Genomic DNA, 24,080 nt, shown 5'->3' on the forward strand with positions numbered 1-24,080 from the left:
TGATGCCTCGGGGATCTTATTAAACTTTTAATAATCTTCTTCAACATAAGCTAACCTCCCAAGAATGTTTCATGGAATATCGTATTAATATATACGAATTATTTTGAAATTAGTTTCATCATAGGTAAATATTTTTCACTATATATTGAGAGGCGGGATCACTTGGGTTATTCACCGTTTCTGAAGATTTTAAACCTATTTAAAAAAGGGAATCAAGATCATTCATCACCACTTCTTGACAAACATGAGATTAGCCGGTTATACGAGCAGATGAAGGAGGAACCGTTTCCAAAGGTTTACTTCCCTGGTGATCAGTCATTATATAAGGAAATTACCAACAAAGTAAAAAAAGGGAATGTTAATAATCTGACAAGAACCTCTTTCTATCTCGATTTTTTCAAGAAGCATCCTGAACTTCACTGGGCCTTTCTAGCCCATATGGTATCCAGGAATGCCGGTTATCATATGACAGATCTCCGGAGCCCTTTATTTTCCCATGTATTAGGTGCAGGTGAACACCGATCCCTATTCTCTTTTCTTGAAAGATGCAATGCAGCCATCTTCAACGACGCATATCCACAGTTGTTATTGTATGAAAATTGGAAATTAACCCGGGAACCTCCTTTTCACCTCTTAAAAAAATTCAAAGTTTCAGTATTCATGCATAAGATGTGGGACGAATTTATTAAAACAGGGAATCAACACGTAATGACCATTGCCCTTATTATGAATGAGCAGCACATGATTCAAAAGCGGATCTTATCAGACCCGAATTTGAATATCGGCATCGATAGGTGGAAATTCTTTTTGCAGGATCGTCTGGAGTTCACTTCCATACTCTTCCCTTATGGAAAGTACCTTCCCTATTCCCTTGCCGGACTTTCTGTTTCCCACTTTGAAAAAGTGGATCGCAGGATATTGTTAGGTAAGAGGTTATATAGTATTTTATTCCGTCCCAGCATCTTGCCTACTGCAACTACATTTTCCAGCCGCCATCCTCACACCGGATCCCGTGTTGATTATTGGCCGCATCTTTATTCGAAAGAAGAGAAGAAAAATCGTCTATTCAGCCCTATTTTAACGTCTGCATGGGAGAACGAGCCTGCAATACACTTCTCATCGCAGGATTGGTTTAGTGATCAAACTGTTGATGTGATGACACCCCTTCTCTCTATGGTCACCCCCCAGCATTTCTCTATGACCCGTAAATGGAAGACGCGTACTACTATCCTGGTTAATCTAACGAGGGATTAACTCAAAATAAAATGCCTCCATGCTTCAATAAGAAGGCATGAGAGACATATAAGAGTTAATCCCTGTTATATGAATGGTCGTTCCAGACTTTATGAATTCCATATCGATGGTTGAAAAGACTATACGTCATCTTCCCATTCTTCATCAATGATACATTTGGCAATCAGATACTCGAATGTGATATCCGCTATTTCTTCCAGCTCATCTTCTGACGGTACATATCCTCTTTGAATGAGTTCTTTCATAAAGAACTCTGCAATTTCCTCGGTGTCGATAAACACTTCTATCTCCCGCATGTGATCGCCCCCTTTGATTCTCAATTTATGACACTACGCTCCCGGTTATGCCAGGAGAAAAAAGTTTTCATAAGACTTTAAAGACAAGCATAGACTTTATCATCAAAGGAAGAGGAGCGATAATATGTTACATACGATTGCCCAAAAAACGAAATCAATGTTAAAAGATCTTGAAAACGGTGAAGGGATGATGGTTTCGGGCATGCAATGGATCCTTCGTGTCATCCTTCTGTCCTTCTTGGTTATAAGCGTTCCTGTTTTTCTTTATATTATGTGGCTTATTCCTTCTCTTTAACGATAGATTGTGAGTTAGTGTGGTTTTTCAACTGTTCTAACACATAATCCATCTTATTCTTGTATTTACTATCCTGAAATAGGAGATAAAGTGTTTTATAATCATTGTAATGATCGAGTAGCTGATCGATCCAGGTTGGCTTCGGGTGCGCAGGTGAATGGAGCCCTTTGGATTTCCCTTCCTTTTTTTGTGGGAAGACGAACCCATACTTCTTTATAAATGCTTCTGCCTGCTCTTCATCTGCAACAAGGGTAATTTCATCTTCATCTGCCTCGAGCCATTCTCCATCAGTGATCCTCATCAATTCATAGATAACGTCTTCCCAGGCATCATCCTTATACCGCCATATTTCTGTCCTGAAACCGACTACTTTAAAGAGATCCTCTTCATATCCCTTCACAATCACAAGATCGCCAAACAGAAATTTATATTCAATATCGATCTGTTCCTGTTCAAAAATGTATCCATCATAAGAATCCAGCAGTTCCAATGCCTTCTCCTTGAATAATCCTTCACTTTCGTTAACCTCATATAAAAACTCTCCGTCAAGCTTTTTAATATCGGTAATCTTTCCTACAGTACCATAGATTGTAACGACTACTGTTTCCCCAACTCTGAATCTAGGCTCTTTTCGTTTCTTCATTCTCCCCTCACCCTTAATCGCCTTTTTTATATGATATGCAATAACAATCATAACGGTATACACGAAATCCCTGACTACCTTTTCTTTCGGGTAAGAAATATTTTCATGTTATGGCCATAAAAGAGTCAAATAGCTTAAGATAAGGTTTATCCAAGACAGTTTATGCTTTTCACCTCTCAAAGGAAAGTGCTGGTTGATTAAAAAGGACCGACGTTTGTGAGGTACAAATGTCAGTCCGATGGCTTAGGGTATTTAGATTAATCTTTTTCTTCTAATTGATAATGGTCCCATGCACTGTCGAAAATGGACATGCTTTCGAGGTAATGACCATTCATTTCCAGGTAAGAGCTGATTTCGTGATACTGCTCTGATTGTTTAGGGAAACTGTGATCATCATAAGCTGAATTTGCGAATTGGGTAATATCATCCTTGGCAGTAGGTTGCCTAAATTTCATTAAGTAATGATAAAAGGATTTTCTCATCTCTTCCACCTGCCCTTTTTGTTTCTTTTTTAAAGGATAGCGGAAGATAAAGAATTCGTAAAGTATTTGCCATGAATGGAAGCATACCCAGTATTGCACCATTTAAAAACGAAAATAATTTTTCTTTAACAAGCGGGGAAGGTTCATTAATTCTTTATAGGGAATCACTTTGTCTATCAATCTGGTATCAATCAGCATCAGTTGATCTTCAATCTCATTGATGACGGATTCTTCCTGGTACTCCATTCCACAATGACTGCAGCTCATGCCCGGTACATCTGCAATCTGAATCGCACGTGAGCCATCTGGCAGTTCCCAGTACACACTGGTCAGATGTGCGTGTGCCGAGTTCTCTTCGCACCATTCGCATGCTTTATGACTAACCATTGATCTTTCCTTCCTTTTCATCTTTTTTATCTTCATTCATTTTTGAAAGCATCGCTTTATGTTTCTTTTCCTTCAACTGATCCCTTTTTCCCCGGAAGTCCTTAAGGGAATTGTGATCTGGATTCTCTTGATATTCCTTGCGGCGCTCCAGGCGTTTAAGTCCTGCTGGTGTAAGTGATGAATGGGTCTGGTTCATCAATCCGGCAATTCCTATGGTCGGTTCTTTGATTTCTTCATCATGATACACTTCCTTGAAGTACTCATCCGCCCTTCCTGCGACGTATTCCTCCGGTTCCGGATAAGTGGAAATGACTCCTTCAAAATTACGGACAACTACCTTCGACGCACTTTGCGAAATGAGATAATTGGGTTGAAGGGAAATCTTCCCTCCCCCTCCAGGAGCGTCCAGTACAAAGGTTGGAACAGCGTAACCAGATGTGTGCCCCCTCAACCCTTCTATGATTTCGAGTCCCTTACTGACAGGTGCCCTGAAATGACCTATTCCTTCAGATAAATCACATTGATAAATATAATATGGGCGCACTCGAATCTTGACCAGGTCGTGCATAAGTTTTTTCATGATCGGGACACTGTCGTTGATGCCTGCCAGGATCACTGCCTGGTTTCCGACGGGGACCCCTGCATCCACAAGCATCTCACAAGCCTTCTTGGATTCTTCGGTTATTTCAATCGATGTATTAAAGTGGGTATTTAACCATACCGGATGATACTTTTTTAAGATATTACAAAGGTTTTCCGTGATCCGCTGCGGGAAGACGACGGGTGCTCTTGTTCCAATCCGAATGATTTCGACATGGGGGATGTCCCTAAGGTTCTTTAAAATATACTCAAGAATCTGATCATTGATCAAAAGACCATCCCCACCAGAAAGCAGTACATCCCTTACCGCCGGTGTCTCCCTGATATAGTCAATGGCTGCATCAAGCTGTTTCTTGGGAACTCCCATCCCGATCTGTCCCGAGAATCTTCTTCTAGTGCAGTAACGGCAATACATCGAGCATTGATTGGTGACAAGAAACAACACTCTGTCAGGGTACCGGTGTGTCAATCCGGGAACGGGTGAATCTTCATCTTCATGTAATGGATCCTCTAAGTCATACTTCGTTTTATGGATTTCCTCTCCGATCGGTACGGACTGCATCCTGATCGGACAGCGCGGATCGTCCTCATTCATGAGCCATGCATAATACGGGGTAATATTCAACGGAATGGTCTTGGTTGAAATTCTGACGCCTTCTTCTTCCTCTGGAGTCAGATTCACCACTTTCTTCAAGTCATCAAGAGTTCTGATTGTGTTCGTAAGCTGCCATAACCAATTATTCCATTGTTCATCTGTGACATCTTTCCAGAGCTCAATATCCTTCCAATCCCTCTTTGGTTTATAGAGATTCATTTTCATCTACTCCACCAACTTTCAAAAAGTTTGTTTCCACCAGACTAAATTGGTCCGCTTTAGAACCCCCTCTGCATGACGATTAGATCTCTTTAGGCACCGTTACAGTTCACTTAAATCCCTTTCCCAGAGATTCATGTCTTCCATTTTGTCAAAGATGATGCAGTTATTCGCCAACCTTCCTCTGTACCTGTATCCGAGCTGATGAAAGGCTGCATTCATGCCAAATGAAAGCGCCCTTGCAATGGTATAGGCACAAAAAATATTTTGTTGTATTAATTCGTTTTCCAATCTACGTAATAAGTGCTTCATGTATCCTCCCTTTCGATGAGAAGGCCTTGTCGCACAATCTGTCAGTTCGGCATTTTGATTGGATGCTGATACCTCTGCTGAGGCGGCACTGATAATCTTGCCATTCTCTTCGATGCACACAAAGATTGTCCCATTTTTCATGGATTCTTTCACATAGTCGGGATCATGCAAGGGGACGGGATAAAGCTTGAACACCTCCTGATACAGATCCGCTAATTCGTGAGCATGATCAACGCTTGCAAGAGTAATCGATCCAGTCACATCCACTTCTTTTTTATCAAGTTTTTGAACGGCTCTGAGAATATCATCTTCTTCTTTCCAATAAGAGCTATTCCTTCTTTCATCTGTCAGAAATCCACTCATAAAGAAAGCCCGGTCCCCACTAAAGTAACCGTTTACTCCCCCTTCCAGAACAAACCCCTTTTCCAGTAGATAAGAGACCTGATTGAACCTTGCCTTCACCAAGATCTTTTCAAATCGATGAGTAACTGCCTCATCCATCACGTATTCCCAAAGCCTGGCTACGTTGCCGTTGAACCCATCCACCCTGAGTCTGCGATTGTAACTGTCTTTGTAAACAGTCGCTTCGAGTTTAGGTTGTTTAATATACTCGTATATTTGCATTCTGCAAGCCCCTTTTTAACAAACATATGAGCAGATGAGATAAGTTATGAAACAAACAACCATAAAAAGGGAACAACCTCAAATGTCATGTGAGTTGTTCCTTCCCGATGCGATATCTACAAAACAGCTTATAATGGTGGAAGTACCTTTAGGGGAAGCGAAGAGTACTATAGGCAACCTATTACCCTTTACCCAAAATTGCAATCAATTATCTCGATTGATTACACCAATCCATCATAAAGAGTGCCAGTATTTCGGCAGTTTGATACAGCCTCTCTAATTCAATGTATTCGTTTGCATCGTGTGCGACTTCTGTTGTTCCCGGCCCGAAAATGACTACAGGTATACCTCCACCTTGTGATAAAATACCGCCATCCGTTCCCCATGGCGAGGCTTCAATGACAGGAACCGCTCCCATCACCTGTTTGGCATGCGCTGACAGGGTATTGACCAGTTCATGGTCACTTGGAAGATTTCCGGGCTGCCAACGTCCTCCAAACCATTCTACCTCAACAGGATGCTCCAGAAACCAGGGATCAACTGTCTTCAGGTTGGATACCGTTGATAGAAATTCTTCTTCTACATCCCTCATTGTTTCCCAAGGACCGACTCCGATCCTTCCTTCTATGACAGCCATATCCGGGACTGAAGATGGCCATTTCCCACTCTCTATCCTACCGATATTCACTGGTAATGGAATCGGGATATTGCTATATAATGGATCATCGACTCTGTCGTTACGTTGTTTTTCCAGTTTTTGAAGAGCCTGAACGACCGTATATGCTTTATCTATTGCATTTATCCCTTCATACCTGGTTCCCCCATGGGCAGATTTCCCCTTAACCCTTAAACGAAACCACATGGATCCTTGCTGTTTGGGGAAAATCTTCATATTTGTCGGTTCGGGAATGATGGCAGCATCCGCTTTATAGCCCCTTAATAACGCAGCTAAGGTCCCTGTTCCACCACTCTCCTCCTCGATGACACTTTGAAAGATGATATCCCCTTTTAAAGGGGTATCGAGTTCCTTTACGACTTCAATGGCAAGCAGCAACGCTGCGGACCCGCCTTTCATATCCGTAGCCCCCCGGCCGTATAGCTTCCCATTCTCGATGATCCCGCTATAAGGATCATGGACCCAGCCCTTCCTATCCCCTTCAGGTACAACATCGATATGTCCGTTTAAAAGGAGGCTCCTTCCTCCCCCGGTTCCTTTCAGGACTCCGACTACATTTGGATTTCCTTTAAAATCTTTTCGATCACATCGATAAAACGGATGATGTTTTATATCATTTTCACTTATCTCCCATATATCAAGCTCCAGCCCAAGCTTCCTGCACTTTTCAATGATGATGGCCTGCGCCTTTGACTCATTCCCCCTGACGCTATCCTCCTGGACTAGCCTTTGCAGAAGCTTGATTGTCCGCTTCTTTTTATCTTCAATTATTTCTTTGATGAGACGATGGGTCTCCATTAGTTTTCCTCCCCTACCTTATATATCTGATCTCAGGGCTCAAGCTGAAACGGGCTTCTGTTGACTCCTCTATATCCTTAATCGTGAATGGATGAAAAATCTCAATCAGGAATAATTGATTTTCTTTAATGGTGAATACAGCTCGATCGGTGATGATCATCGAAACACAGCGGCCCGCTGTTAAAGGCAGGGTACATTCCCTTACCACTTTGCTACCGCCTTGTTTGTCCAAATGCGTCATCAGTACAATGACCTTCTTGGCTTTCGAGGCAAGTTCCGTCGCGCCCCCCATACCAGGAACTTTTTTACCCGGTATGATCCAATTTGCGAGGTCCCCCTTCTCACTTACCTGCAGTGATCCAAGTATGGTCAAATCGATTTTGCCCCGACGTATCATGGCAAAGGCAATGGAGCTGTCTGTGTAGCATCCCCCATCCATCAGTGAGACAGGGAATCCTCCTGCATTACATAAATTCTCATCTTCAGCACCTGTCACTGGCGCAGGTCCGATGCCTATAATTCCATTCTCAGATTGAAATACGACAGGGAATTCCGGGGGGAGGTGATTGGGGACGAGGGACGGTATGCCGATCCCTAAATTGACAATCATATTTTCTTTGACTTCCTTTGCTGCTCGCATGGCCATCTTATCCTTTAATTCGTTTCCCAGGCCCATTTCCAATCGACTCCTTTAGACAAAACGATATGATCCACAAATACACCTGACGTAACAATTTCTTCTGGATCCAACTCCCCATAATTTACGATTTCAAGAGCCTCAACAATCGTAACGTCAGAAGCCATCGCAATGAGCGGATTTGTATTCCTTGCGCTCTTATCATAAATGAGGTTTCCAAAGGTATCTGCTTTTCTTGCGTAAACGATGCCAACTTCAGCAACCAGTGCGCTTTCGAATACATAACGACTTCCATCCATTTCAAGGAAGGTCTTCCCTTTATTCAAATATGGATCATCAACCCCAATATCGCTTACAATTCCTTTCAGGCCCACTCCACCTGCCCTGATCCTCTCAGCCAATATACCTTGTGGGGAGAATTCAACTTCAAGCTTCCCCTCACTCATTAACCTTCCCGCGATCGGATTCGAGCCGATATGGGAGGCGATCACTTTCTTCACTCGATTCTGTGCCACTAATTGTCCAATTCCGATATGTGGAAATCCTGTGTCGTTTCCAATGATCGTAAGGTCCTTCACACCCCATTTCAACAAATGATTTATAATGGTAGGAGGAGATCCGACTCCTCCAAAACCGCCGAACATCAGTGTCATTTCATTTTGAAAAAAATGCCGAATTTCTTCATAATCACTCATTTTATTGTGATGGGAGGACATTTACTTCACCTTCCATTTCTCTGTAACCATTTGAAAGGTGTTCCTCAGCCGTTTTGCCATTTCTTCGATCTCCCTTTTCGTACTGTTTAAAGGCGGTGCTACCATAATGGCCGAGCCCTTTCTGCCGTCTATCCCTGCAGCTGCAGGATATAGTAAAATGCCATTATCAACACCGGATTGAACGATAAACGAAGTGAATTCGCCACCACGTTCGGTAAATTCAATTCCGAGCATGAGACCCCTTCCCCTTATATCTTGAATAAATGAAAATTCACTTTTGTATCTTTCAAGCAGATTTCTTAAATACGTCCCTTTCTGTTCGACGCCTTCAATGATGTTTTCAGAATCGATCAGCTTAAGGACGGCGAGTGCAGCAGTTGCAGACAAGGGATTGCCACTAAATGTATGGCCACTCATGATCACTTTACTTCCATGTAAAATCGGTTCCATGATTTTCTCTGAAATGAGGGTCGCTGCAATGGGCGCATATCCTGCGCTAAGGCCTTTCCCGATCGCCACGATATCAGCTTCGACTCCCCATTGCGAAAGTGCCAGAAAGCTCCCTGTCCTGCCGCATCCGGTCATCACTTCGTCTGAAATAAACAATACGTCATGTTTATCACAGATCTCCTTTATTCGTTGATAATATCCTCTAGGTGGGGTGATAGCACCGCCTGCTGCTCCGATAATCGGTTCTGCAATAAACGCTGCCACATTGTCAGATCCAATCCTTGCAATCATTGTATCCAGTTGGGACGCACATGCCAGACCGCAAGAAGGGTGAGTCTTACCAAATGGACAGCGTGCACAATAAGGTGGCTCGATGGTCGGCCAATCACCTAAAAATGATTCAAAACGTTCCCTTCTTGCAGGGTGACCTGAAGCAGATAAAGCCCCAAATGTTATTCCGTGATAACTGAGCCACCTGGATAAGATCTTTCTTTTCATCGGTTTCCCCTGCTCCTGCCAGTGTTGAATAGCGATCTTGATGGCTGTTTCCACTGCCTCGGATCCACTATTCACAAAGAAGGTCCATGGATAACCTGTTTTGTCATTCAGAAAAGCCGCTAAATCCTCTGCAGGCTGATTACTGAACTGTGATCGATAGACAAATGCCACTTTGTTTCCCTGATTCACGATAGATTGCAGAATATCTTCCATACCATGTCCCAAATTTGCCGTCACCGCTCCAGAACAGGCATCAACATACTCACGTCCTTCTGTGTCATATAAATAAACACCCTTCCCATAATCAATCGTCGGATAATGTTCTCCAATCAATGGCTTTATTAAATGCGAATGAGGCATTGTTCACCCTCCTGAAAGAATCAGATTCGTACTCTCTTTCGATTCGCTAATCTGGATGCTCATCAAGATTTCCCTTACCTTATTCATATGTATGAAAAACCGAATCTTTCTTTCTTTATAAAAAAACAACCTTTCGTTGGATAATTTCGCACATTGTGATGTTCGAGATCGATTTTCTGAAAATATGGATTCTACTTTCTATGATTGAAATATACTAAAATTCTTAAAAATTCGACAGAAATTACTGAAATTGACTAGATATATTAGGTCGATATGTATAAAATAATGGTAAGTTCATCCTATGATGCTACTTTTTGCTTATCTTCAGGAGGGGGAAACGGTGAAAAAGATTAGAGAAAAATGGCCAAAAGCACCAAAAAGAAAGAAAATAAAGAAAGAGAGAACGAAAAGCAACTTCGGTGTCTTCTCTTATTTTCGTACCATACGAGGGAAAGTGGTATTATCATTTGGGTTATTAACGATTGTACTATTAATCCTCTCAGCCACATCCTACTTCAATATGATGAAGCTGGAGAAAGAAATCGACACGCTGATCACCTATGATATGAAAGTGGATACGAAGTTAAAGGATCTTTCCAAAGTATTGAATGACATCGAAATCGGGGAACAAGGATTTGTCATAACTGGGGCTACAGGGTTTTTAGCACCCTATCAAAATGGGCAAAAAGAAGTGGAAGGTCAGATCGAGGACTTGAATAAGCTCTTGAAAGATGATCCTGACCAGCTTGATAAGATGGGTAAGATTCAGGCCCAATACGGTTTCTGGATGCAATTTGTAGACCGGGTGATCGAAACCAGAAAAGATGATGGTCTCGAAAAGGCGGCCAAGCTCGTAGAAACAGGCGTGGGTAAGAAGTACCTGGATGGAATTCGTTCGTATGTCGATATGATCGTCGTTGATCAGGAGAAAGATTTGAATGACCGGATCGACTCCCTCAACCAACAGGTGTATATGTCTAAGATCGTCACCATCGGATTAGCGGCATTCGCCGTTCTTTTAGCGGTTTTCTTTGGAATCATTTTATCTCATACCATTAAAACCAATACAAAGAAAATTAGCACATCCATTTTAGAGATCGCGAATGCAGGCGGGGATTTGACGAAACGAATCAAAGTCAAATCCAAGGATGAGCTGGCTGGACTTGCATCTGATACGAATCAGCTCATTGGCGGGATCGCCACCCTTGTAAAACAGGTTTCTGAAATGGCCGAAAATGTGTCGGCAAGCAGTCAGGAGCTTCTTGCTTCTGCAGAGGAAACCTCACGCACAATCACTTCCATTGCGGAAACCAGCAGTGAAATTGCCGCGGGAAGCGAACAGACCACCCATCGCATGTCATCGTCATTAGAGAAAATGAATAGCCTTGAGGAAGCAGCACGCTTTTTATTCAATCAGGCGGAACTCGTAAGGGAAACCGCACGTGATATGAGAGTCGTAGCGGAAAAAGGCGGAAAAACCGTCCAAGCTTCTTCATCTAAGATGATGCGTATCGAAGAAACCATGTCCAACACGAGTGAAACCGTTGAAGCACTGGGTCAGCGTTCATCGCAAATCACCACCATCATCGGAACTATTACGGACATTGCCGAACAAACCAATCTTCTGGCACTGAACGCTGCCATTGAAGCAGCACGGGCTGGTGAACATGGACGAGGGTTTGCAGTTGTGGCGGATGAAGTCAGAAAGCTAGCCGAACAATCCCGACAAGCAGCCAAGGGAGTGACGGAAATCGTCCACAGTATCCAGGAAGAAGTCAACATCATCATTAAGCAAAACTCAGACGGCGTAAAAGAAGTGATTGCAGGAGTAGAGATCACCAACGAAACCAATGCATCACTTGAAGATATATTAAGTCAAACAACGAAAACAACAGTTGTAGTGGATGAAATGGTGGATCATATTCAAGAAACTCTTTCTCTCAGTCAAGAAGTGGCCACTTCATTTGCCCATGTAAATGAAATCGCAGAATCCACCGCTTCTAATACCGAGACCACTGCGGCGGCTTCTGAAGAAGGGTCTGCTGCCATGGAACAAGTCACTGCAAGTGCATCAGAGCTTTCCCAACAAGCTGAAAAACTGAAAGAGTTGATTTCAAGCTTTAAAATCTAATCCAAAAAGAGCTGCCGAATCGGCAGCTCTTTTTTTCATCATTATTTTCAAAGAATCGAAACCACAGATTAATGTCCGCAGTAACAAACGGCTCCAATAATAATCAACAGGATGAATAAAACAACGATCAACGCAAAGCCATTACCGCCACATCCAGCAACCGGATAAGCATACCCACCTTGATAACATGGATCGCAGCAACCATATCCATAGTTCATACCTATCACTCCTCAGGGAATTTATTTATTTACCTTATACTCTATGTCATACACCTAGAAAGTGTTTGTGCATTCGCCCATTTAATCCGGAGATACTCCTTTTCTCCATGAACATCTTTCTATATAATGAGGAGAGTTTATAGAAAAGGCAGGAGATATGGCTGTATGAAATGGTTTTTCAAATCATTTATTAACGGGGTCCTGACGATTGTTCCAATCGCGCTAGTTGCCTACGTTGTATACAAAATGTTCTTATTTTTCGATGGGTTGTTAGGAAATATCCTAAAACCGTACCTGGATGAAAACTACATTCCCGGAATCGGGCTCTTTACCACCATCATACTGTTAACGATTCTTGGATGGTTGTCAACTAAATTTTTCACAGGGACCATCATACGGATAGTGGATATCCTTCTACAAAAAATCCCTTTTATCAAAACAATTTACTCGGTCATCAAAGATACCATTCATTCTTTCCTCGGTGAAAAGAAGTCATTCTCAAAAGTGGCTCTCGTCACTATGCCCGGTACCTCAATGAAATGTTTGGGTTTCATTACGACTGAAAACCTGGAAGAGTTACATGATGAACTAAATGATCACGTAGCCGTTTATATTCCTCAAACTTTTCAGGTGGCCGGTGTGACCTTCTTAATTCCGAAAACAGATATTGAAATACTGGATATTAAATCGGAGGAAGCGATGAAATTCATTTTATCAGGCGGGATGACGACGAAGAGCGATAAATAGTGGGAGAAGGATTGTACAGGTTATGTCATTTCAGGGTTATAACCTCTATTATGAAAGAGCGCGGTTATATTAGGGCTATTTCCTTATTGAACTCCTACCCTACATACCTATATGACTTTGCCATCAGATCTAATTTCATCATTTATCAAGTTAATTACGCCATTAACCATTAAATGGAAATCGGACGTTTGATCTCATAACAAAAAATCTATTGACATCAAATAAAAAGACCGGCTTCTTCGCCGGTCCTTCCATTTTTTATTATTTTGCAGAAATCTCAAACACGTCTTCCTGTCCTGCTGTAACGCTATTCACGTCTTTTTTCAATAGGTCACCCATGTCATCCCCGTTCGTGATGATGATTGGTGTGATCGTGCTCTTCGCTTTTTCCCGTACCAATTCTAAGTCATACGTAATCAAAGGATCACCGATACTTACTTTTGAACCTTCTGAAATATGCGCTTCGAAACCTTCACCATTCATTGAAACGGTTTCAAGTCCGATGTGGATGAGAATTTCAGCGCCGTTTTTCGCTTTGATTCCAACGGCATGTTTTGTAGGGAAGAGCTGCATAACCTCACCATCGACTGGAGAAACGACCTTACCGATTGTCGGATCAATGGCAATTCCATCTCCCATCATCTTTTGAGAAAACACAGGATCCGGTACCTCTTCAAGGGGTTTCACAGAACCCGATAATGGCGCGACGGCAGTGACCGTTTTAGGTGCTTCTTCTTTTTTACCAAAAAGTTTTTTAAGCATCATTTTCACCTTCCTATTCATTTTTTATATACACATATGTAACTCATTGTAAACATGAGAAGTATATTTTAGCACATATGTGAATGCTTTCACAGCAATTCATTATGTTAGAATAACTTCTTGTATGTCCCATACCCTTCTTCCTCCAATTTCTCGACCGGTATGAACCTGAGAGCGGCGGAATTGATACAGTAACGAAGTTTAGTCGGCCCGGGACCGTCATTAAACACGTGACCCAGATGTGAATCAGCTTCTTTGCTTCTTACTTCGGTACGTACCATAAAGTGACTTCGATCTTCCTTTTCTGAAATTTCCTCATCATTGATCGGTTTGGTGAAGCTTGGCCATCCACAACCGGCATCATACTTGTCTTTGGAACTGAAAAGAGGCTTCCCGGAAACGATATCCACATAGATCCCATCTTCGAATGTATTCCAGTACTCGTTCCAGAAAGGTGGTTCCGTCCCATTATTTTGAGTGACATCATATTGTTCAGATGTTAACTTTTTCTTTAGATCCTCTTTACTCATTCTTTTCCCCCCAATGGTTTTCAATAAATGCAACTCTGCCGGATCCCCTGCTGTAACGGTTATAATGTCCGGGATTCTTCTTATAATAATCCTGGTGGTATTCTTCCGCAGGATAAAATTCGGTAGCAGGCAGAATCTTTGTGGCGATCGGCTTAGAGAACTTCCCTGAATCTTCCAGCCCCTTTTTTGATTCCTCTGCCAGTCTTTTCTGCTCTTCATCATGGTAAAAGATGACGGTTTCATATGATTGGCCCCTGTCAAAAAACTGGCCGCCGGGATCTGTCGGGTCGATTTGCTGCCAGTATACTTCCAATAACTTCTCATAAGGAAAAACAGCAGGGTCATATTCAATCTGAACCGCTTCATAATGTCCTGTCGTTTCGCTGCAGACTTCTTTATAAGTCGGATTTGGAACGTGTCCACCTGTGTACCCGGATGTCACACTGCCGATTCCAGGCTGTTCATCAAACGGTTTCACCATGCACCAAAAACATCCACCGGCAAATGTAGCTCTTTTATAGTCTGAGGTACCTGACATAATTCATCATCCTTTCTGAGATCATTCTCTTTCACTATTCCCTCTGTATGAGATTTTAACGCATTCCCATTCAAAAGGGAAAGGATTAAGCTTGCTGGGACGGTTTCATCACCGGTAGGTATTTCATTTTCATTCAGCCACCATCAAAAAAAAGAGCGCCCTTAAAAGGGCACTCTTCCGTCAATATTTAAGCTTCCTTTGCTTCCCGATGTTTTTCCATTTTTTTCGTTCCAATGATTCCAACCGTTTATTTCCCCGTCTTTCCATATATGCGATTTCTTTTTGAAGCTTCTGGAAATGTTCGAGCCTTTCTTCTGAGAGGGTCCCCTCATCAATTGCCCCGCGGATTTTACAGCCGGGTTCATCCAGATGGCGGCAGTCAGTGAAACGGCAATGAAGGGCTAATTCCTCTATATCATGATATTGTGTGGATAAGCCTTCCTGCCCCTGCCACAATTGGATTTCTCTCATACCCGGTGTATCGATGATTGAAGCACCATTTTCTAATAAAAACAATTCACGATGAGTGGTTGTATGGCGACCTTTATCATCAGACTCCCTTATATCCTTCGTCTTCTGTACATCAAATCCTACAAGAAGATTCGTTAGTGTAGATTTCCCCACACCTGAAGAACCGACCAGTGCAACGGTTTTCCCCTCGGACAAATAAGGCATCAATTCCTCAATCCCATCCTGATTCACAGCACTTATCGTTACGACTTTCGCACCAATTAATATATTTTCCACTTGGTTTTTCTTCTCTTCACTATCCGTGCACGTATCGGATTTCGTCAAGACGATAACGGGGTTTGCCCCGCTTTCCCAACAGAGAAGCAAATACCGTTCCATCCTTTTACTGTTAAGATCGTCATTTAATGAAGAAAGGATGAACACCGTATCAATATTTGATGCGATAATTTGCTCCTCTGCTTCATTACCTGCTTTTTTCCTGGAAAATTTGCTCGTCCGAGGCAATACTTTTTCAATGATTGCTCCATCCCCGCTTAGGAGAACCCAGTCTCCTACTGCAGGCAGATCTTCCCGTTGAACGGTTTCAAACCTAAGCTTTCCGGAAATCTTGCTTAAACTTTCACCTGTCTCCGTCATGACCATATAGGCTCCTCTTTGTTCAGTCACAACCCTACCCAAAATGAAGCCTTCTTCTGCCATATGATTCATTAATTTAAACACTTTTTCTCTATTATTCAACTTGTTTCCTCCCAAAATAAAAAATCCATTGCGTGGTTTCACACGTCAACGGATTTTTTTCGGAAGAAATGAAAAATCAAAGAATCCCGTTAAAAGTGAGTTGACGTGCAGAACCGATAAAATGTGTACATACATTAGATAAGACAATTAATGATCGACTCATATGACATCACCCACTTTCTCAATTAGTACTTTCATTATCCAATATTTTCATTTGTTTGGCAAGTGATATTTCAGATTTTTATAAAAAATAGGTACTTTCACCATTTTTTCTCCCCGGCATATTCTATTGTGTTAATACAGATAAAGGAGAGATACGGATGAGCCAACATGATTATTTAACGAAAGCGGCGATGTATGACTTATTATCCGGTTATTATAAATATACTGATCCAGCCATGTACGTTCATTATTATCATAAACACCTTAAATACATGAGGCTTGCATTGCAGGCACAGAGAGCTGACATGACCACTTCCGCTCAACCGTCTTACGTTAGGGTGCTGCATGCCGTACCAGATGCTCCGAATGTAGATGTATATGTAAACGGGAACCGGGTATTACGGGATGTGGCCTTTAAAGATGTGAGCGATTATTTGACACTTCCTGCCGGTAAATACCATATTGATGTCTACCCTGCAGGAACGAGTGTGACGACGGTCATTAGTAAGAAAGTAAAAATTGATCCCGGTAAGATATACACACTGGCAGCTGTTGGAACTCTTAATAAAATGCAATTATTGCCCTATCTCGATGACCCAACAGTTCCAAGCGGCGAAACAAAGGTGAAATTCATTCACCTTTCCCCTGACGCCCCTGCTGTCGATATTGCGGTCAAGGGAGGGGATGTCATCTTCCCTGATATATCTTTTAAACAAGCGACCGATTATCTTGGGCTAACCCCAATGACCGTAAATCTGGAAGCCAGGGTTGCCGGGAGTAAAAACAGTGTGCTGAGCGTTCCTAACGTTAAGTTCGAGCAAAATCAAGCGTACACGATTGTAGCCGTTGGATTAGCCAATGGAACACCTGAGCTGGAAGCTATCTTATTAAAAGGATAAAATCTTCAATGAAAGTACAAAAAAAGGTGGCTTCTGAAAGAAGCCACCTTTTTCTTATTGGGCACGGTCAACCGGGACCAGCAATCTGAATGAAATTTGATCTTCCTTCAAATTGAATTCATTTGCCCGAACCTTCACGTCACTTTTCAATTTCATATCCTGCAGTGAAACGTAAATCAATTCATCATTAGGCTGTATTTTCACCCATTCAGGGAAATTATAAGAATCCCTGATTACTTTGAGCACATAAGAGACCGGAAGATTCAGAGAACCCACTGAAATAGATTTCTGTTTCAACAGAATGTCCCCATTCTCAAGAGCCTTCGGTTCGAAATCAAGCTTAAAGTCAAGGTTTGAAGTGAAGACAGGAACGGAACCCAGCAGTTCAACGTCATCCTTCAGTTGAACATCATAATCGACCGGTCCTCTCATTCCTTCTTCCTGGATATAATGTTCAATGATAAGGTTTAAGTCATCTTTGTTGGTTTCCACATTAAATCCTACTTGTTGATCTTCATTTTCGTTGTTTTCAGGAAGTGCATCATCCTTAATAGGCATAAAAATCATGGAGACGATGATGACGAACCCCAATAACACCGTGCCTAAAAGGACAAAAAACCCTACCTTCCATTTGTTCTTCATGACGGCTGCTCCTCTTCTTCAACAGAATCTCTTTTCTCTGTCAATGTAGCTAATGTTTTCCCTTTTGCAAGATCCGTAAACATTCGATCTGCGATCAATTTATACCCTTCATCATTCGGGTGGAAGTAATCTTCATATAACAACGTATCTCCTGCATCAATAAATAAGTCCTCGATCTTAACGAATAATGTCCGATCATAGTCGGTCAGGACACCAATGCTTGCTTCATTCCAATTATGAATCACCTGGTTCACTTCATCAATATCCGAAAACCATGTGTTAAAAGGATTATAAAGGCCGACCAGCACAATGCCTGAATCCGGATTATAGCTTCGGATCGTTTCAATTATTTCTTGTAACCGGAGTTGATACTGTCGTTTCTCCTCCTGGAACACTTCTAACTTCAGATGTGATAGGTTCTCACGAAAAATTTTCATAACATCGTTTCCGCCAATGGTGATCATCACTAAGTCAGACTCCTCAATGGATGACTTTACATCTTCCTTCTTCAGTCTCTTTAGTAATTGATCCGTCCGGTTTCCCCTGACTCCGTAGTTATGAAACTGGGCATCCTTTACACCGTCCAATGATTCTAGACTTTTTTCAAGATACGGAACATACCCACCTTTTTTCGTACTGTCACCGACACCTTGGGTCAGCGAGTCCCCTATTGAAACCACCTTTAAGTTTTTAGGTATGAAAGTTTCATTGGGACTTTCTTTCTCCCAGTTGGATACTTCTCTTGTAATATGATCAGCAGCATCTTCTAACGAACATCCTGAAAGGAATATAACAAAAGCGAGCATGAGAATGGATATTTTTTTCATATGCATCACCTCGCTTACTCTTTTATATATTATATCACGGTTATCCACCGGTAAAACATTAATACACTTAACCATCAGTCTGGACGGGCTCTACCTTCTTTCATCGGCTCGGTCCTGATTGCAAAGTAGTAAATACCTCTGAAATGAATTGACCGTAATGGAATTGCTTGGCGATTTTATGAACCGGCCACGGAGCTTTATCCGGGGACTTCCTGAAGTCACCTATGCTCTCACCAAACGTACAGCCTGTATTGACGGCAACACGTATTGGAACCTCCTCAAAGACCATTTTATCCCCATCTGCCAGTGCCCACATAGCCAATAAATCATGTAGGGGGCTGCCTGAAATATCTGGATAGGTCTTCTTATAGAATTCATAATAATAATCGACCATCGGTTTGATGATCTGACCGACTTTATCATTGGATTTCACGTAGAAGTCATGAAGTCGATCAATCATCGCTGGAGTGATGATTGCAAACATCGTGACGTCCAACGGTATGAGATGAATTTTCTTCGGAGACAGCTGAAGGAGGATATTCGCAGCATACGGGTCCCCGTAAAAATTGGCTTCTGCCACAGGGGTAACATTTCCAGGCACAAGGAAAGCCCCTCCCATTACATAGAATTCTTTCACTTTTTTCATTGTTTCAGGATATAAAACAAACGCAGTTGCAAGTGAGCTTAACCGTCCGGCGGAGTATATATAAATTTCTCCCGCATATTGATTGATGATTTCCTTTATTTCATAGAAATTTTCACTGATGTCAGAAGGATCGAAGTCGATTTCATCAGGTATGATCGGTCCTAGACCAGCCACACCGTGGACTTCCGGATAAAACTGGGGTTGTGTTCCCGTTAAGGCAGAAACCGCTCCACCTATGACGGGAATATCCGTGATCCCCGTAAGGCTTTGGAGATATTTCACATTCTTAAGTGCAGCTTCTCTTGAAACATTCCCATAGTCCGAGACAATACCGACAATTTCAATCGTATCGCTATAGTAAGCATACAGTACCGCGACGATATCATCGATTCCAAAATCTGAAAACACCAATACTTTCTTTTTATCGGGCAACGACGCACACTTCCTTTCTTCCTGAATCCTGCATAATAAGGAAGGACTGATGTGATTCATGTCAATTACAGTAGATTGAGCCATTCTTTCCTACTATATTTCTATGATATGATTAATTCGGTTATGAGGTCGCAAGAATATTCATAAAATCAACAAGAACTGGTACGAACCATCCTTTATGAAAATGGTACAATACGTTTAAGATTAAAAGGAAAGGTGATGGATATGTCGAAAAACATTTTACTGTATTTCATACTTGTAATCGGTTTACTTGGAATGATTGCCGGTTGCTCGGATGATCAAAATGAAGAAGCCCATCATGATCATACTGCGGCTAATGGGGATATTCGGGAAGAAACTGCCTCTGTCGAAACCCTTCCGTCTTTTCTTGACGATAAGGATGACAATATGAGACTCATCTATTCTTCTGCAGCAAAAAACCCCGAACTCCTTGAGTACATTCCATGTTATTGCGGCTGCGGTGATTCAGCCGGTCATGAAAGCAATCTTAATTGCTTCGTCTATAAAATGGAGGGGGAAAAAGTGGTTTGGGATGACCATGGTACGAGATGCGAACTTTGTCTAAAGATTGCAGCCGAATCCATTGTAAAGTATAAGAATGGTGAATCCATCAAGGAAATCAGGAATTTTATTGATGAGCAGTATAAAGAAGGATACGCAAAGCCTACCCCAACGCCAATGCCTTCCTGACTGACAGCAGGTTTTCCTGTTGTCTTTTTTTAGTCACACCAAAAAAGACGAAAGGATAGCATCCATTCGTCTTTTTTCATTAATCTGTGTAATACATAAAGCCAATAGCACCAATGCCTGTATGGGTGCTGATGATCGGAGTTGTCGGAGTGATGTCGATTTGATCATATCCGGTTTTTTCGATAATCTTGGCTTTCAGGCTTTGTGCAAGATTAAGTCCATCCGCATGGACAAGTCCGACTCCCCGGATGGTCTTGCCTTTGACATCCTCAACAAACTGTGCCGTCAAATACTTCACTACCTGTGAATGGCTTCGGACCTTCGCAACGGGAGTATACTCTGCTCCTTCCAGGGAAGCAATCGGTTTAATATTAAGCAGGGAACCAATCATGGCGCGACCTTTTCCGATCCTTCCACCCTTCACAAGGTTTTCAAGGGTATCAACCACAACAAACAGTTTCGTATTGGACCGAATCTCTTCGATGGCTTCAAGGATTTGTTGCATCGACTTTCCTGCCTTCGCAAGCTTGGCCGCCTCGATCACCTGAAACGCCAGCCCTTTCGAAATAAAACGGGAATCCACAACCGTCACATCAGACGATGACATGTCTGCAGCTGACTCTGCCGAACGGACGGTTCCGCTCATATTTCCTGTCATATGTATAGACAAAACGGATGAACCGTCTTTTCCCAGTTCATCATAAAGTTCAACAAATGATCCTGCAGGAGGTTGAGAACTTTTAGGAAGTTCCTTGGAAGACTTCATCTTTTCTATGAAGCTTAAAGGGGAAAGGTCCACTCTATCTAAGTAGGTTTCTCCGTCGATTGAAATGGACAGAGGAACCACATGAATATCAAGCTCTTTTACAACTTCATCTGTTAAATCTACTGTCGAGTCTGTTACTATCTTAATTTTGGTCAATTTTGCCACATCCTATCTCCCATATCATTAGTATTATATCGTTAAACGCTAACGATTTAAATAGATAGACAGCATTTAACTTCCATGCAAACTCAATTGGCAGGGAAAATTGTCCGTTCCAAACCTGCCTTACATAAAAAGTTCTGATCCTGCACAAACTTTGCGCAAAAGGATCAGAACCTCGGAAAACTTATGCATTATTCTTTAACTCTTCTGATTGATATATTTCTTCGTACTCTGACCATTTCGTCGTTCTCTTTAAATGTTCTCTAAAGCTGAAGATGGTCTTAGGCTCATTTTGGTTGATGACCATGGTAATGAATTGATTCAGCCTAAGATTTACCCTTAAGTAGAGCGGGCTATCTTTCTTCAATACAGGAACTTCTGAGATTTTGACCTTCCGTCCATACTTTGATTTGAACTCGATGGTTTTTGTCAGCAAAGTATCAATCCTCTTTTTCACCCGTTTATGCTTCTATTATACCCTATTTACCCTCGCATAAATTGTCAAATCATGAAAAAGTGCGAATATTTTTTCATAATTGTGGTGACACAGGGACGACGCATTCAGAACGATCGTTTTTAGGGGAATTCACGATATCGGAAACTTGATATCCCTTCATCCTGTCATCAGGGAGGAACTTTAAAACAGAAGCAGCTTCTTTAAAGGAGTATTCTTCTGTATTTAGCCATTTCTCAATGGCTTCATTGTTTGTAAGCATGACCGGCATCCTTGCATGAACGTTCCCTACGAGGGGATTGGCTTCAGTTGTCAGGATAGTGGATGTGGTGACATCACCGTTGCGGTCCCATAATCCGGCAAACACAAAAGGCTCTTCCCCCTTTAATTGGAACCTCACCGGAACCTTACTTGATTTAACCTTTTTCCATTCATAAAAACCATCTGCAAAGATCACCATTCTTTTTGAATGAACAAGTGTTTTAAAACTGGGCTTGTCAAGAAGCGTTTCACTCCGGGCATTAATCAATGGTTTCCATTTAGAACGGTCCGCCCAATGTGGAACAAGCCCCCACGTTATTTCACCTGCTCTCCGACTCCCCTTATGGGAAATAAGGGAAAGGATCCTCTGCGAAGGGGCAATATTGTATCTTGGCTGCCACTCTTCAATAAATTCGTCAATCAGGTATTGTTTCACCAATTCTTCTAAAGGAGTCGTCAAGGAAAATCTGCCACACATTGTTCCCACCTCTTCATTGTCTCTTTACATAGGAATATACATCATTTGAACATTGAATCCAAACGTAATACTTTAACCCTTTACTATGTTAATGATTGCACAATAGTGAAAAGAAGATTATCATGGATATATAAATCGCTCGTTTACTATTCAATGAATTGATTTAAGAAAGGAATGAACTTCTTTGACATATGATTTCGATTTTTCCAATTGGAAAGAAGAAGTTGCGAATGCCATTACCCATGGTATCGGATTGATCCTGAGCATTCCTGCTTTAGTCATGCTTATCATCTTTGCCGTTCATGAAGGATCAGCCTGGCATATTGTGAGTTTTTCCATTTTCGGGGCTTCCATGATTCTTCTTTACCTATTTTCAACCCTTTTACATAGCTTTAAGCCTTCAAGGGTGAAAAATCTTTTTGCGATACTGGATCATTCTGCTATATATGTCCTGATTGCAGGAACTTACACACCCTTTATGCTTGTCAGTGTAAGAGGCGCGCTTGGATGGACGTTGTTCGGAATTGTTTGGGGCCTTGCCGTTGTGGGGATTGTATTCAAGTGTTATTTCGTTCAACGTTATCAGGTGGTATCCACCCTCTTCTATCTGGTAATGGGCTGGCTCGTCATCATTGCCATTAAGCCGTTATATGCAAGTTTAACTGGAGCGGGATTCGGACTTCTCTTGACGGGGGGCATCATGTATTCTGTTGGTGCCATCTTCTATGTATGGAATAAACTCCCATACAATCATGCGATCTGGCATCTATTTGTCCTTGCAGGAAGCAGCTTTATGTATTTCTGCATTCTGTTCTACGTATAAAAGTCATATTGCATAAAAATAGAGTCCAGCCTGTGGCTGGACTCTTTCTATTAGGATGCATTCTTCATCTGGTCCAATGAAGATTGAATGATTCCTTGAACCTCCATGGAAAGCTCTTTCACTTCTGTATCTGCTACATACTGGGCTGACAATGACGGAAGGATAGCGACAAATATGTCACAAGGTTTAATGCCGCGACGCTGATTCTCAAACATATCCGCAGTTCCAGTAATGACGACAGGAATAATCGGAACACTGGCATCCTTTGCCATCCGGATCCCACCGGTCTTAAATTCCTTCAGCTCTCCCCCTTTGTTACGGGTGCCCTCGGGAAAAATAAGAAGTGAGTGACCTTCTCTTAACATCTTTCCACCTTCTTTGATCGACTGGACCGCCTGCCTGCGATTTTTACGATCAATGAAAATGCATGAAATCATGATCATCCAGTCACTTATGATAGGCAGTTTCTTCACTTCCATCTTAGAGATGAATCCAAATGGTTTTGGAATGGAACCCAACAGGACGGGAACGTCAAAGTCTCCCGCATGATTGGCGGCGAACAGGACCGGACCTTCGGGAATGGATTCCTGCCCACTAATTTGAATGTTGCTTCCCGTTCGTTTCATGATGCCCCTTGACCACCTTTTAGGCAGCTCATGAATGATATGATCCCGTATCTTGACTGGCATAGAACTGTCCAGTTTTTTAACCTTTTGAAGTGTAGGGATACTATATAGAAGATACACCCCCATATAGATCAATACATAAATCATTCTTAGCACTTGTTAATCCTCCTTGATTTTCCTTTTCTCATTATACAGGAATCCTTTTGCCTGGAAA

29 protein-coding genes are annotated in these 24,080 nt (G+C 42.0%); 7 read left to right on the forward strand and 22 right to left on the reverse strand.

Features of this window, described 5'->3' with window-relative positions; genetic code table 11:
* Positions 1 to 162 precede the first annotated feature (162 nt).
* Entirely contained in the window at positions 163 to 1,254 is a 1,092-nt protein-coding gene (locus SLH55_RS09980) for a DUF2515 family protein (protein WP_320323330.1), read from the forward strand.
* Between the two features lie 119 nt (positions 1,255 to 1,373).
* Here the strand turns inward: SLH55_RS09980 and SLH55_RS09985 are convergent, their stop codons facing one another.
* Positions 1,374 to 1,550, reverse strand: a complete 177-nt coding sequence (locus SLH55_RS09985; RefSeq protein WP_219168239.1) for a YozD family protein — start codon at positions 1,548 to 1,550, stop codon at positions 1,374 to 1,376.
* A 124-nt stretch (positions 1,551 to 1,674) separates the two neighbouring features.
* On the opposite strand from SLH55_RS09985, the gene SLH55_RS09990 reads away from it, so the two are divergent.
* A complete protein-coding gene (locus SLH55_RS09990; protein ID WP_219168240.1) occupies positions 1,675 to 1,845 on the forward strand; it encodes a hypothetical protein in 171 nt (56 codons plus the stop codon).
* Here SLH55_RS09990 and SLH55_RS09995 read toward each other — a convergent pair.
* The 9 genes from SLH55_RS09995 to SLH55_RS10035 form a co-directional block, all read right to left on the reverse strand.
* The gene (locus tag SLH55_RS09995; RefSeq protein ID WP_219168241.1) at positions 1,829 to 2,488 is read right to left on the reverse strand and encodes a hypothetical protein; all 660 of its coding nucleotides are present in this window, start codon (positions 2,486 to 2,488) and stop codon (positions 1,829 to 1,831) included. The two genes, SLH55_RS09990 and SLH55_RS09995, sit on opposite strands and share 17 nt — an antisense overlap.
* A 257-nt stretch (positions 2,489 to 2,745) precedes the next feature.
* Positions 2,746 to 2,970: a YozE family protein gene (locus SLH55_RS10000; RefSeq protein WP_206848990.1), complete on the reverse strand. Its 225-nt coding sequence runs from the start codon at positions 2,968 to 2,970 to the stop codon at positions 2,746 to 2,748.
* A 102-nt stretch (positions 2,971 to 3,072) separates the two neighbouring features.
* Positions 3,073 to 3,357, reverse strand: a complete 285-nt coding sequence (locus tag SLH55_RS10005; protein ID WP_219168242.1) for a YokU family protein — start codon at positions 3,355 to 3,357, stop codon at positions 3,073 to 3,075.
* The gene (gene ablA, locus SLH55_RS10010) at positions 3,350 to 4,777 is read right to left on the reverse strand and encodes a lysine 2,3-aminomutase (protein WP_219168243.1); all 1,428 of its coding nucleotides are present in this window, start codon (positions 4,775 to 4,777) and stop codon (positions 3,350 to 3,352) included. Before ablA ends, SLH55_RS10005 begins: the two co-directional genes overlap by 8 nt.
* Positions 4,778 to 4,873: 96 nt before the next feature.
* Positions 4,874 to 5,707 carry a putative beta-lysine N-acetyltransferase gene (gene ablB / locus SLH55_RS10015; protein ID WP_219168244.1) on the reverse strand — a complete coding sequence of 278 codons (834 nt, stop codon included), beginning with the start codon at positions 5,705 to 5,707 and terminating at the stop codon, positions 4,874 to 4,876.
* Between the two features lie 208 nt (positions 5,708 to 5,915).
* Complete coding sequence (locus SLH55_RS10020) at positions 5,916 to 7,181, reverse strand: peptidase (RefSeq protein WP_320323331.1); 1,266 nt, start codon at positions 7,179 to 7,181, stop codon at positions 5,916 to 5,918.
* 13 nt (positions 7,182 to 7,194) lie between these two features.
* Positions 7,195 to 7,857 carry a 3-oxoacid CoA-transferase subunit B gene (locus SLH55_RS10025; RefSeq protein ID WP_219168246.1) on the reverse strand — a complete coding sequence of 221 codons (663 nt, stop codon included), beginning with the start codon at positions 7,855 to 7,857 and terminating at the stop codon, positions 7,195 to 7,197.
* Positions 7,836 to 8,534 (reverse strand): 3-oxoacid CoA-transferase subunit A, encoded by a 699-nt coding sequence (locus tag SLH55_RS10030; RefSeq protein ID WP_219168247.1) that lies wholly within the window; start codon positions 8,532 to 8,534, stop codon positions 7,836 to 7,838. Before SLH55_RS10030 ends, SLH55_RS10025 begins: the two co-directional genes overlap by 22 nt.
* On the reverse strand, positions 8,535 to 9,842 hold the full coding sequence (locus SLH55_RS10035) for an aspartate aminotransferase family protein (RefSeq protein ID WP_219168248.1): 1,308 nt from the start codon (positions 9,840 to 9,842) through the stop codon (positions 8,535 to 8,537). It lies immediately after the preceding gene.
* 340 nt (positions 9,843 to 10,182) lie between these two features.
* Here SLH55_RS10035 and SLH55_RS10040 point away from each other — a divergent pair, with 340 nt between their 5' ends.
* Positions 10,183 to 11,973: a methyl-accepting chemotaxis protein gene (locus SLH55_RS10040; RefSeq protein WP_219168249.1), complete on the forward strand. Its 1,791-nt coding sequence runs from the start codon at positions 10,183 to 10,185 to the stop codon at positions 11,971 to 11,973.
* A 68-nt stretch (positions 11,974 to 12,041) separates the two neighbouring features.
* On the opposite strand, the gene SLH55_RS10045 is transcribed toward SLH55_RS10040, so the two are convergent.
* Entirely contained in the window at positions 12,042 to 12,191 is a 150-nt protein-coding gene (locus SLH55_RS10045) for a YjcZ family sporulation protein (RefSeq protein WP_098350289.1), read from the reverse strand.
* 165 nt (positions 12,192 to 12,356) lie between these two features.
* Between SLH55_RS10045 and SLH55_RS10050 the strand changes: the two genes are divergently transcribed.
* Positions 12,357 to 12,938: a DUF502 domain-containing protein gene (locus SLH55_RS10050; RefSeq protein ID WP_219168250.1), complete on the forward strand. Its 582-nt coding sequence runs from the start codon at positions 12,357 to 12,359 to the stop codon at positions 12,936 to 12,938.
* Positions 12,939 to 13,199: 261 nt separating this feature from the next.
* Here SLH55_RS10050 and SLH55_RS10055 read toward each other — a convergent pair whose 3' ends face one another.
* The 4 genes from SLH55_RS10055 to rsgA all read right to left on the reverse strand — a co-directional run bounded on the left by SLH55_RS10055 (position 13,200) and on the right by rsgA (position 15,947).
* Positions 13,200 to 13,700, reverse strand: a complete 501-nt coding sequence (locus tag SLH55_RS10055) for a PTS glucose transporter subunit IIA (RefSeq protein WP_219168606.1) — start codon at positions 13,698 to 13,700, stop codon at positions 13,200 to 13,202.
* Positions 13,701 to 13,807: 107 nt separating this feature from the next.
* Positions 13,808 to 14,230, reverse strand: a complete 423-nt coding sequence (gene msrB, locus SLH55_RS10060; protein ID WP_320323332.1) for a peptide-methionine (R)-S-oxide reductase MsrB — start codon at positions 14,228 to 14,230, stop codon at positions 13,808 to 13,810.
* On the reverse strand, positions 14,223 to 14,768 hold the full coding sequence (msrA, locus tag SLH55_RS10065; RefSeq protein WP_320323333.1) for a peptide-methionine (S)-S-oxide reductase MsrA: 546 nt from the start codon (positions 14,766 to 14,768) through the stop codon (positions 14,223 to 14,225). The genes msrB and msrA overlap by 8 nt, the downstream gene beginning before the upstream one ends.
* A gap of 180 nt (positions 14,769 to 14,948) precedes the next feature.
* Positions 14,949 to 15,947: a ribosome small subunit-dependent GTPase A gene (rsgA, locus tag SLH55_RS10070; RefSeq protein WP_219168607.1), complete on the reverse strand. Its 999-nt coding sequence runs from the start codon at positions 15,945 to 15,947 to the stop codon at positions 14,949 to 14,951.
* 350 nt (positions 15,948 to 16,297) lie between these two features.
* On the opposite strand from rsgA, the gene SLH55_RS10075 reads away from it, so the two are divergent.
* The gene (locus SLH55_RS10075; RefSeq protein WP_219168253.1) at positions 16,298 to 17,038 is read left to right on the forward strand and encodes a DUF4397 domain-containing protein; all 741 of its coding nucleotides are present in this window, start codon (positions 16,298 to 16,300) and stop codon (positions 17,036 to 17,038) included.
* 54 nt (positions 17,039 to 17,092) lie between these two features.
* On the opposite strand, the gene SLH55_RS10080 is transcribed toward SLH55_RS10075, so the two are convergent.
* From SLH55_RS10080 to SLH55_RS10090, 3 genes are all read right to left on the reverse strand, one after another.
* Complete coding sequence (locus SLH55_RS10080) at positions 17,093 to 17,680, reverse strand: YpmS family protein (protein ID WP_219168254.1); 588 nt, start codon at positions 17,678 to 17,680, stop codon at positions 17,093 to 17,095.
* The gene (locus SLH55_RS10085) at positions 17,677 to 18,507 is read right to left on the reverse strand and encodes an SGNH/GDSL hydrolase family protein (protein ID WP_219168255.1); all 831 of its coding nucleotides are present in this window, start codon (positions 18,505 to 18,507) and stop codon (positions 17,677 to 17,679) included. Before SLH55_RS10085 ends, SLH55_RS10080 begins: the two co-directional genes overlap by 4 nt.
* 100 nt (positions 18,508 to 18,607) lie before the next feature.
* Positions 18,608 to 19,669 carry a nucleoside hydrolase gene (locus SLH55_RS10090; protein WP_320323334.1) on the reverse strand — a complete coding sequence of 354 codons (1,062 nt, stop codon included), beginning with the start codon at positions 19,667 to 19,669 and terminating at the stop codon, positions 18,608 to 18,610.
* Positions 19,670 to 19,810: 141 nt separating this feature from the next.
* Here SLH55_RS10090 and SLH55_RS10095 point away from each other — a divergent pair, with 141 nt between their 5' ends.
* Positions 19,811 to 20,296 carry a PCYCGC motif-containing (lipo)protein gene (locus SLH55_RS10095; protein WP_320323335.1) on the forward strand — a complete coding sequence of 162 codons (486 nt, stop codon included), beginning with the start codon at positions 19,811 to 19,813 and terminating at the stop codon, positions 20,294 to 20,296.
* Positions 20,297 to 20,375: 79 nt separating this feature from the next.
* On the opposite strand, the gene SLH55_RS10100 is transcribed toward SLH55_RS10095, so the two are convergent.
* The 3 genes from SLH55_RS10100 to SLH55_RS10110 form a co-directional block, all read right to left on the reverse strand.
* Positions 20,376 to 21,218, reverse strand: coding sequence for a DegV family protein (locus SLH55_RS10100; RefSeq protein WP_219168257.1), 843 nt, complete (start codon positions 21,216 to 21,218; stop codon positions 20,376 to 20,378).
* Positions 21,219 to 21,408: 190 nt separating this feature from the next.
* Complete coding sequence (locus tag SLH55_RS10105) at positions 21,409 to 21,660, reverse strand: DUF2535 family protein (RefSeq protein WP_219168258.1); 252 nt, start codon at positions 21,658 to 21,660, stop codon at positions 21,409 to 21,411.
* Between the two features lie 94 nt (positions 21,661 to 21,754).
* Positions 21,755 to 22,417, reverse strand: coding sequence for an SOS response-associated peptidase (locus SLH55_RS10110; protein WP_320323336.1), 663 nt, complete (start codon positions 22,415 to 22,417; stop codon positions 21,755 to 21,757).
* A 184-nt stretch (positions 22,418 to 22,601) separates the two neighbouring features.
* On the opposite strand from SLH55_RS10110, the gene trhA reads away from it, so the two are divergent.
* Complete coding sequence (gene trhA / locus SLH55_RS10115) at positions 22,602 to 23,240, forward strand: PAQR family membrane homeostasis protein TrhA (protein WP_219168260.1); 639 nt, start codon at positions 22,602 to 22,604, stop codon at positions 23,238 to 23,240.
* Positions 23,241 to 23,290: 50 nt separating this feature from the next.
* Here the strand turns inward: trhA and SLH55_RS10120 are convergent, their stop codons facing one another.
* Entirely contained in the window at positions 23,291 to 24,013 is a 723-nt protein-coding gene (locus SLH55_RS10120) for a lysophospholipid acyltransferase family protein (protein ID WP_320323355.1), read from the reverse strand.
* Positions 24,014 to 24,080: the final 67 nt, after the last annotated feature.

The sequence above is a fragment of the Rossellomorea sp. YZS02 genome (genome assembly GCF_033963925.1).
Lineage (GTDB): Bacteria > Bacillota > Bacilli > Bacillales > Bacillaceae_B > Rossellomorea.

Excerpts from the sequence above, each read along its gene's own strand:
- SLH55_RS09985 (WP_219168239.1), bottom strand. The coding sequence starts at position 1,550 with ATGCGGGAGATAGAAGTGTTTATCGACACCGAGGAAATTGCAGAGTTC.
- SLH55_RS09990 (WP_219168240.1), top strand. The coding sequence starts at position 1,675 with ATGTTACATACGATTGCCCAAAAAACGAAATCAATGTTAAAAGATCTT.
- SLH55_RS09995 (WP_219168241.1), bottom strand. The coding sequence starts at position 2,488 with ATGAAGAAACGAAAAGAGCCTAGATTCAGAGTTGGGGAAACAGTAGTC.
- SLH55_RS10000 (WP_206848990.1), bottom strand. The coding sequence starts at position 2,970 with ATGAGAAAATCCTTTTATCATTACTTAATGAAATTTAGGCAACCTACT.
- SLH55_RS10005 (WP_219168242.1), bottom strand. The coding sequence starts at position 3,357 with ATGGTTAGTCATAAAGCATGCGAATGGTGCGAAGAGAACTCGGCACAC.
- ablA (WP_219168243.1), bottom strand. The coding sequence starts at position 4,777 with ATGAAAATGAATCTCTATAAACCAAAGAGGGATTGGAAGGATATTGAG.
- ablB (WP_219168244.1), bottom strand. The coding sequence starts at position 5,707 with ATGCAAATATACGAGTATATTAAACAACCTAAACTCGAAGCGACTGTT.
- SLH55_RS10020 (WP_320323331.1), bottom strand. The coding sequence starts at position 7,181 with ATGGAGACCCATCGTCTCATCAAAGAAATAATTGAAGATAAAAAGAAG.
- SLH55_RS10025 (WP_219168246.1), bottom strand. The coding sequence starts at position 7,857 with ATGGGCCTGGGAAACGAATTAAAGGATAAGATGGCCATGCGAGCAGCA.
- SLH55_RS10030 (WP_219168247.1), bottom strand. The coding sequence starts at position 8,534 with ATGTCCTCCCATCACAATAAAATGAGTGATTATGAAGAAATTCGGCAT.
- SLH55_RS10035 (WP_219168248.1), bottom strand. The coding sequence starts at position 9,842 with ATGCCTCATTCGCATTTAATAAAGCCATTGATTGGAGAACATTATCCG.
- SLH55_RS10045 (WP_098350289.1), bottom strand. The coding sequence starts at position 12,191 with ATGAACTATGGATATGGTTGCTGCGATCCATGTTATCAAGGTGGGTAT.
- SLH55_RS10050 (WP_219168250.1), top strand. The coding sequence starts at position 12,357 with ATGAAATGGTTTTTCAAATCATTTATTAACGGGGTCCTGACGATTGTT.
- SLH55_RS10055 (WP_219168606.1), bottom strand. The coding sequence starts at position 13,700 with ATGCTTAAAAAACTTTTTGGTAAAAAAGAAGAAGCACCTAAAACGGTC.
- msrB (WP_320323332.1), bottom strand. The coding sequence starts at position 14,230 with ATGAGTAAAGAGGATCTAAAGAAAAAGTTAACATCTGAACAATATGAT.
- msrA (WP_320323333.1), bottom strand. The coding sequence starts at position 14,768 with ATGTCAGGTACCTCAGACTATAAAAGAGCTACATTTGCCGGTGGATGT.
- rsgA (WP_219168607.1), bottom strand. The coding sequence starts at position 15,947 with ATGAATCATATGGCAGAAGAAGGCTTCATTTTGGGTAGGGTTGTGACT.
- SLH55_RS10075 (WP_219168253.1), top strand. The coding sequence starts at position 16,298 with ATGAGCCAACATGATTATTTAACGAAAGCGGCGATGTATGACTTATTA.
- SLH55_RS10080 (WP_219168254.1), bottom strand. The coding sequence starts at position 17,680 with ATGAAGAACAAATGGAAGGTAGGGTTTTTTGTCCTTTTAGGCACGGTG.
- SLH55_RS10085 (WP_219168255.1), bottom strand. The coding sequence starts at position 18,507 with ATGAAAAAAATATCCATTCTCATGCTCGCTTTTGTTATATTCCTTTCA.
- SLH55_RS10090 (WP_320323334.1), bottom strand. The coding sequence starts at position 19,669 with ATGGCTCAATCTACTGTAATTGACATGAATCACATCAGTCCTTCCTTA.
- SLH55_RS10095 (WP_320323335.1), top strand. The coding sequence starts at position 19,811 with ATGTCGAAAAACATTTTACTGTATTTCATACTTGTAATCGGTTTACTT.
- SLH55_RS10110 (WP_320323336.1), bottom strand. The coding sequence starts at position 22,417 with ATGTGTGGCAGATTTTCCTTGACGACTCCTTTAGAAGAATTGGTGAAA.
- SLH55_RS10120 (WP_320323355.1), bottom strand. The coding sequence starts at position 24,013 with ATGATTTATGTATTGATCTATATGGGGGTGTATCTTCTATATAGTATC.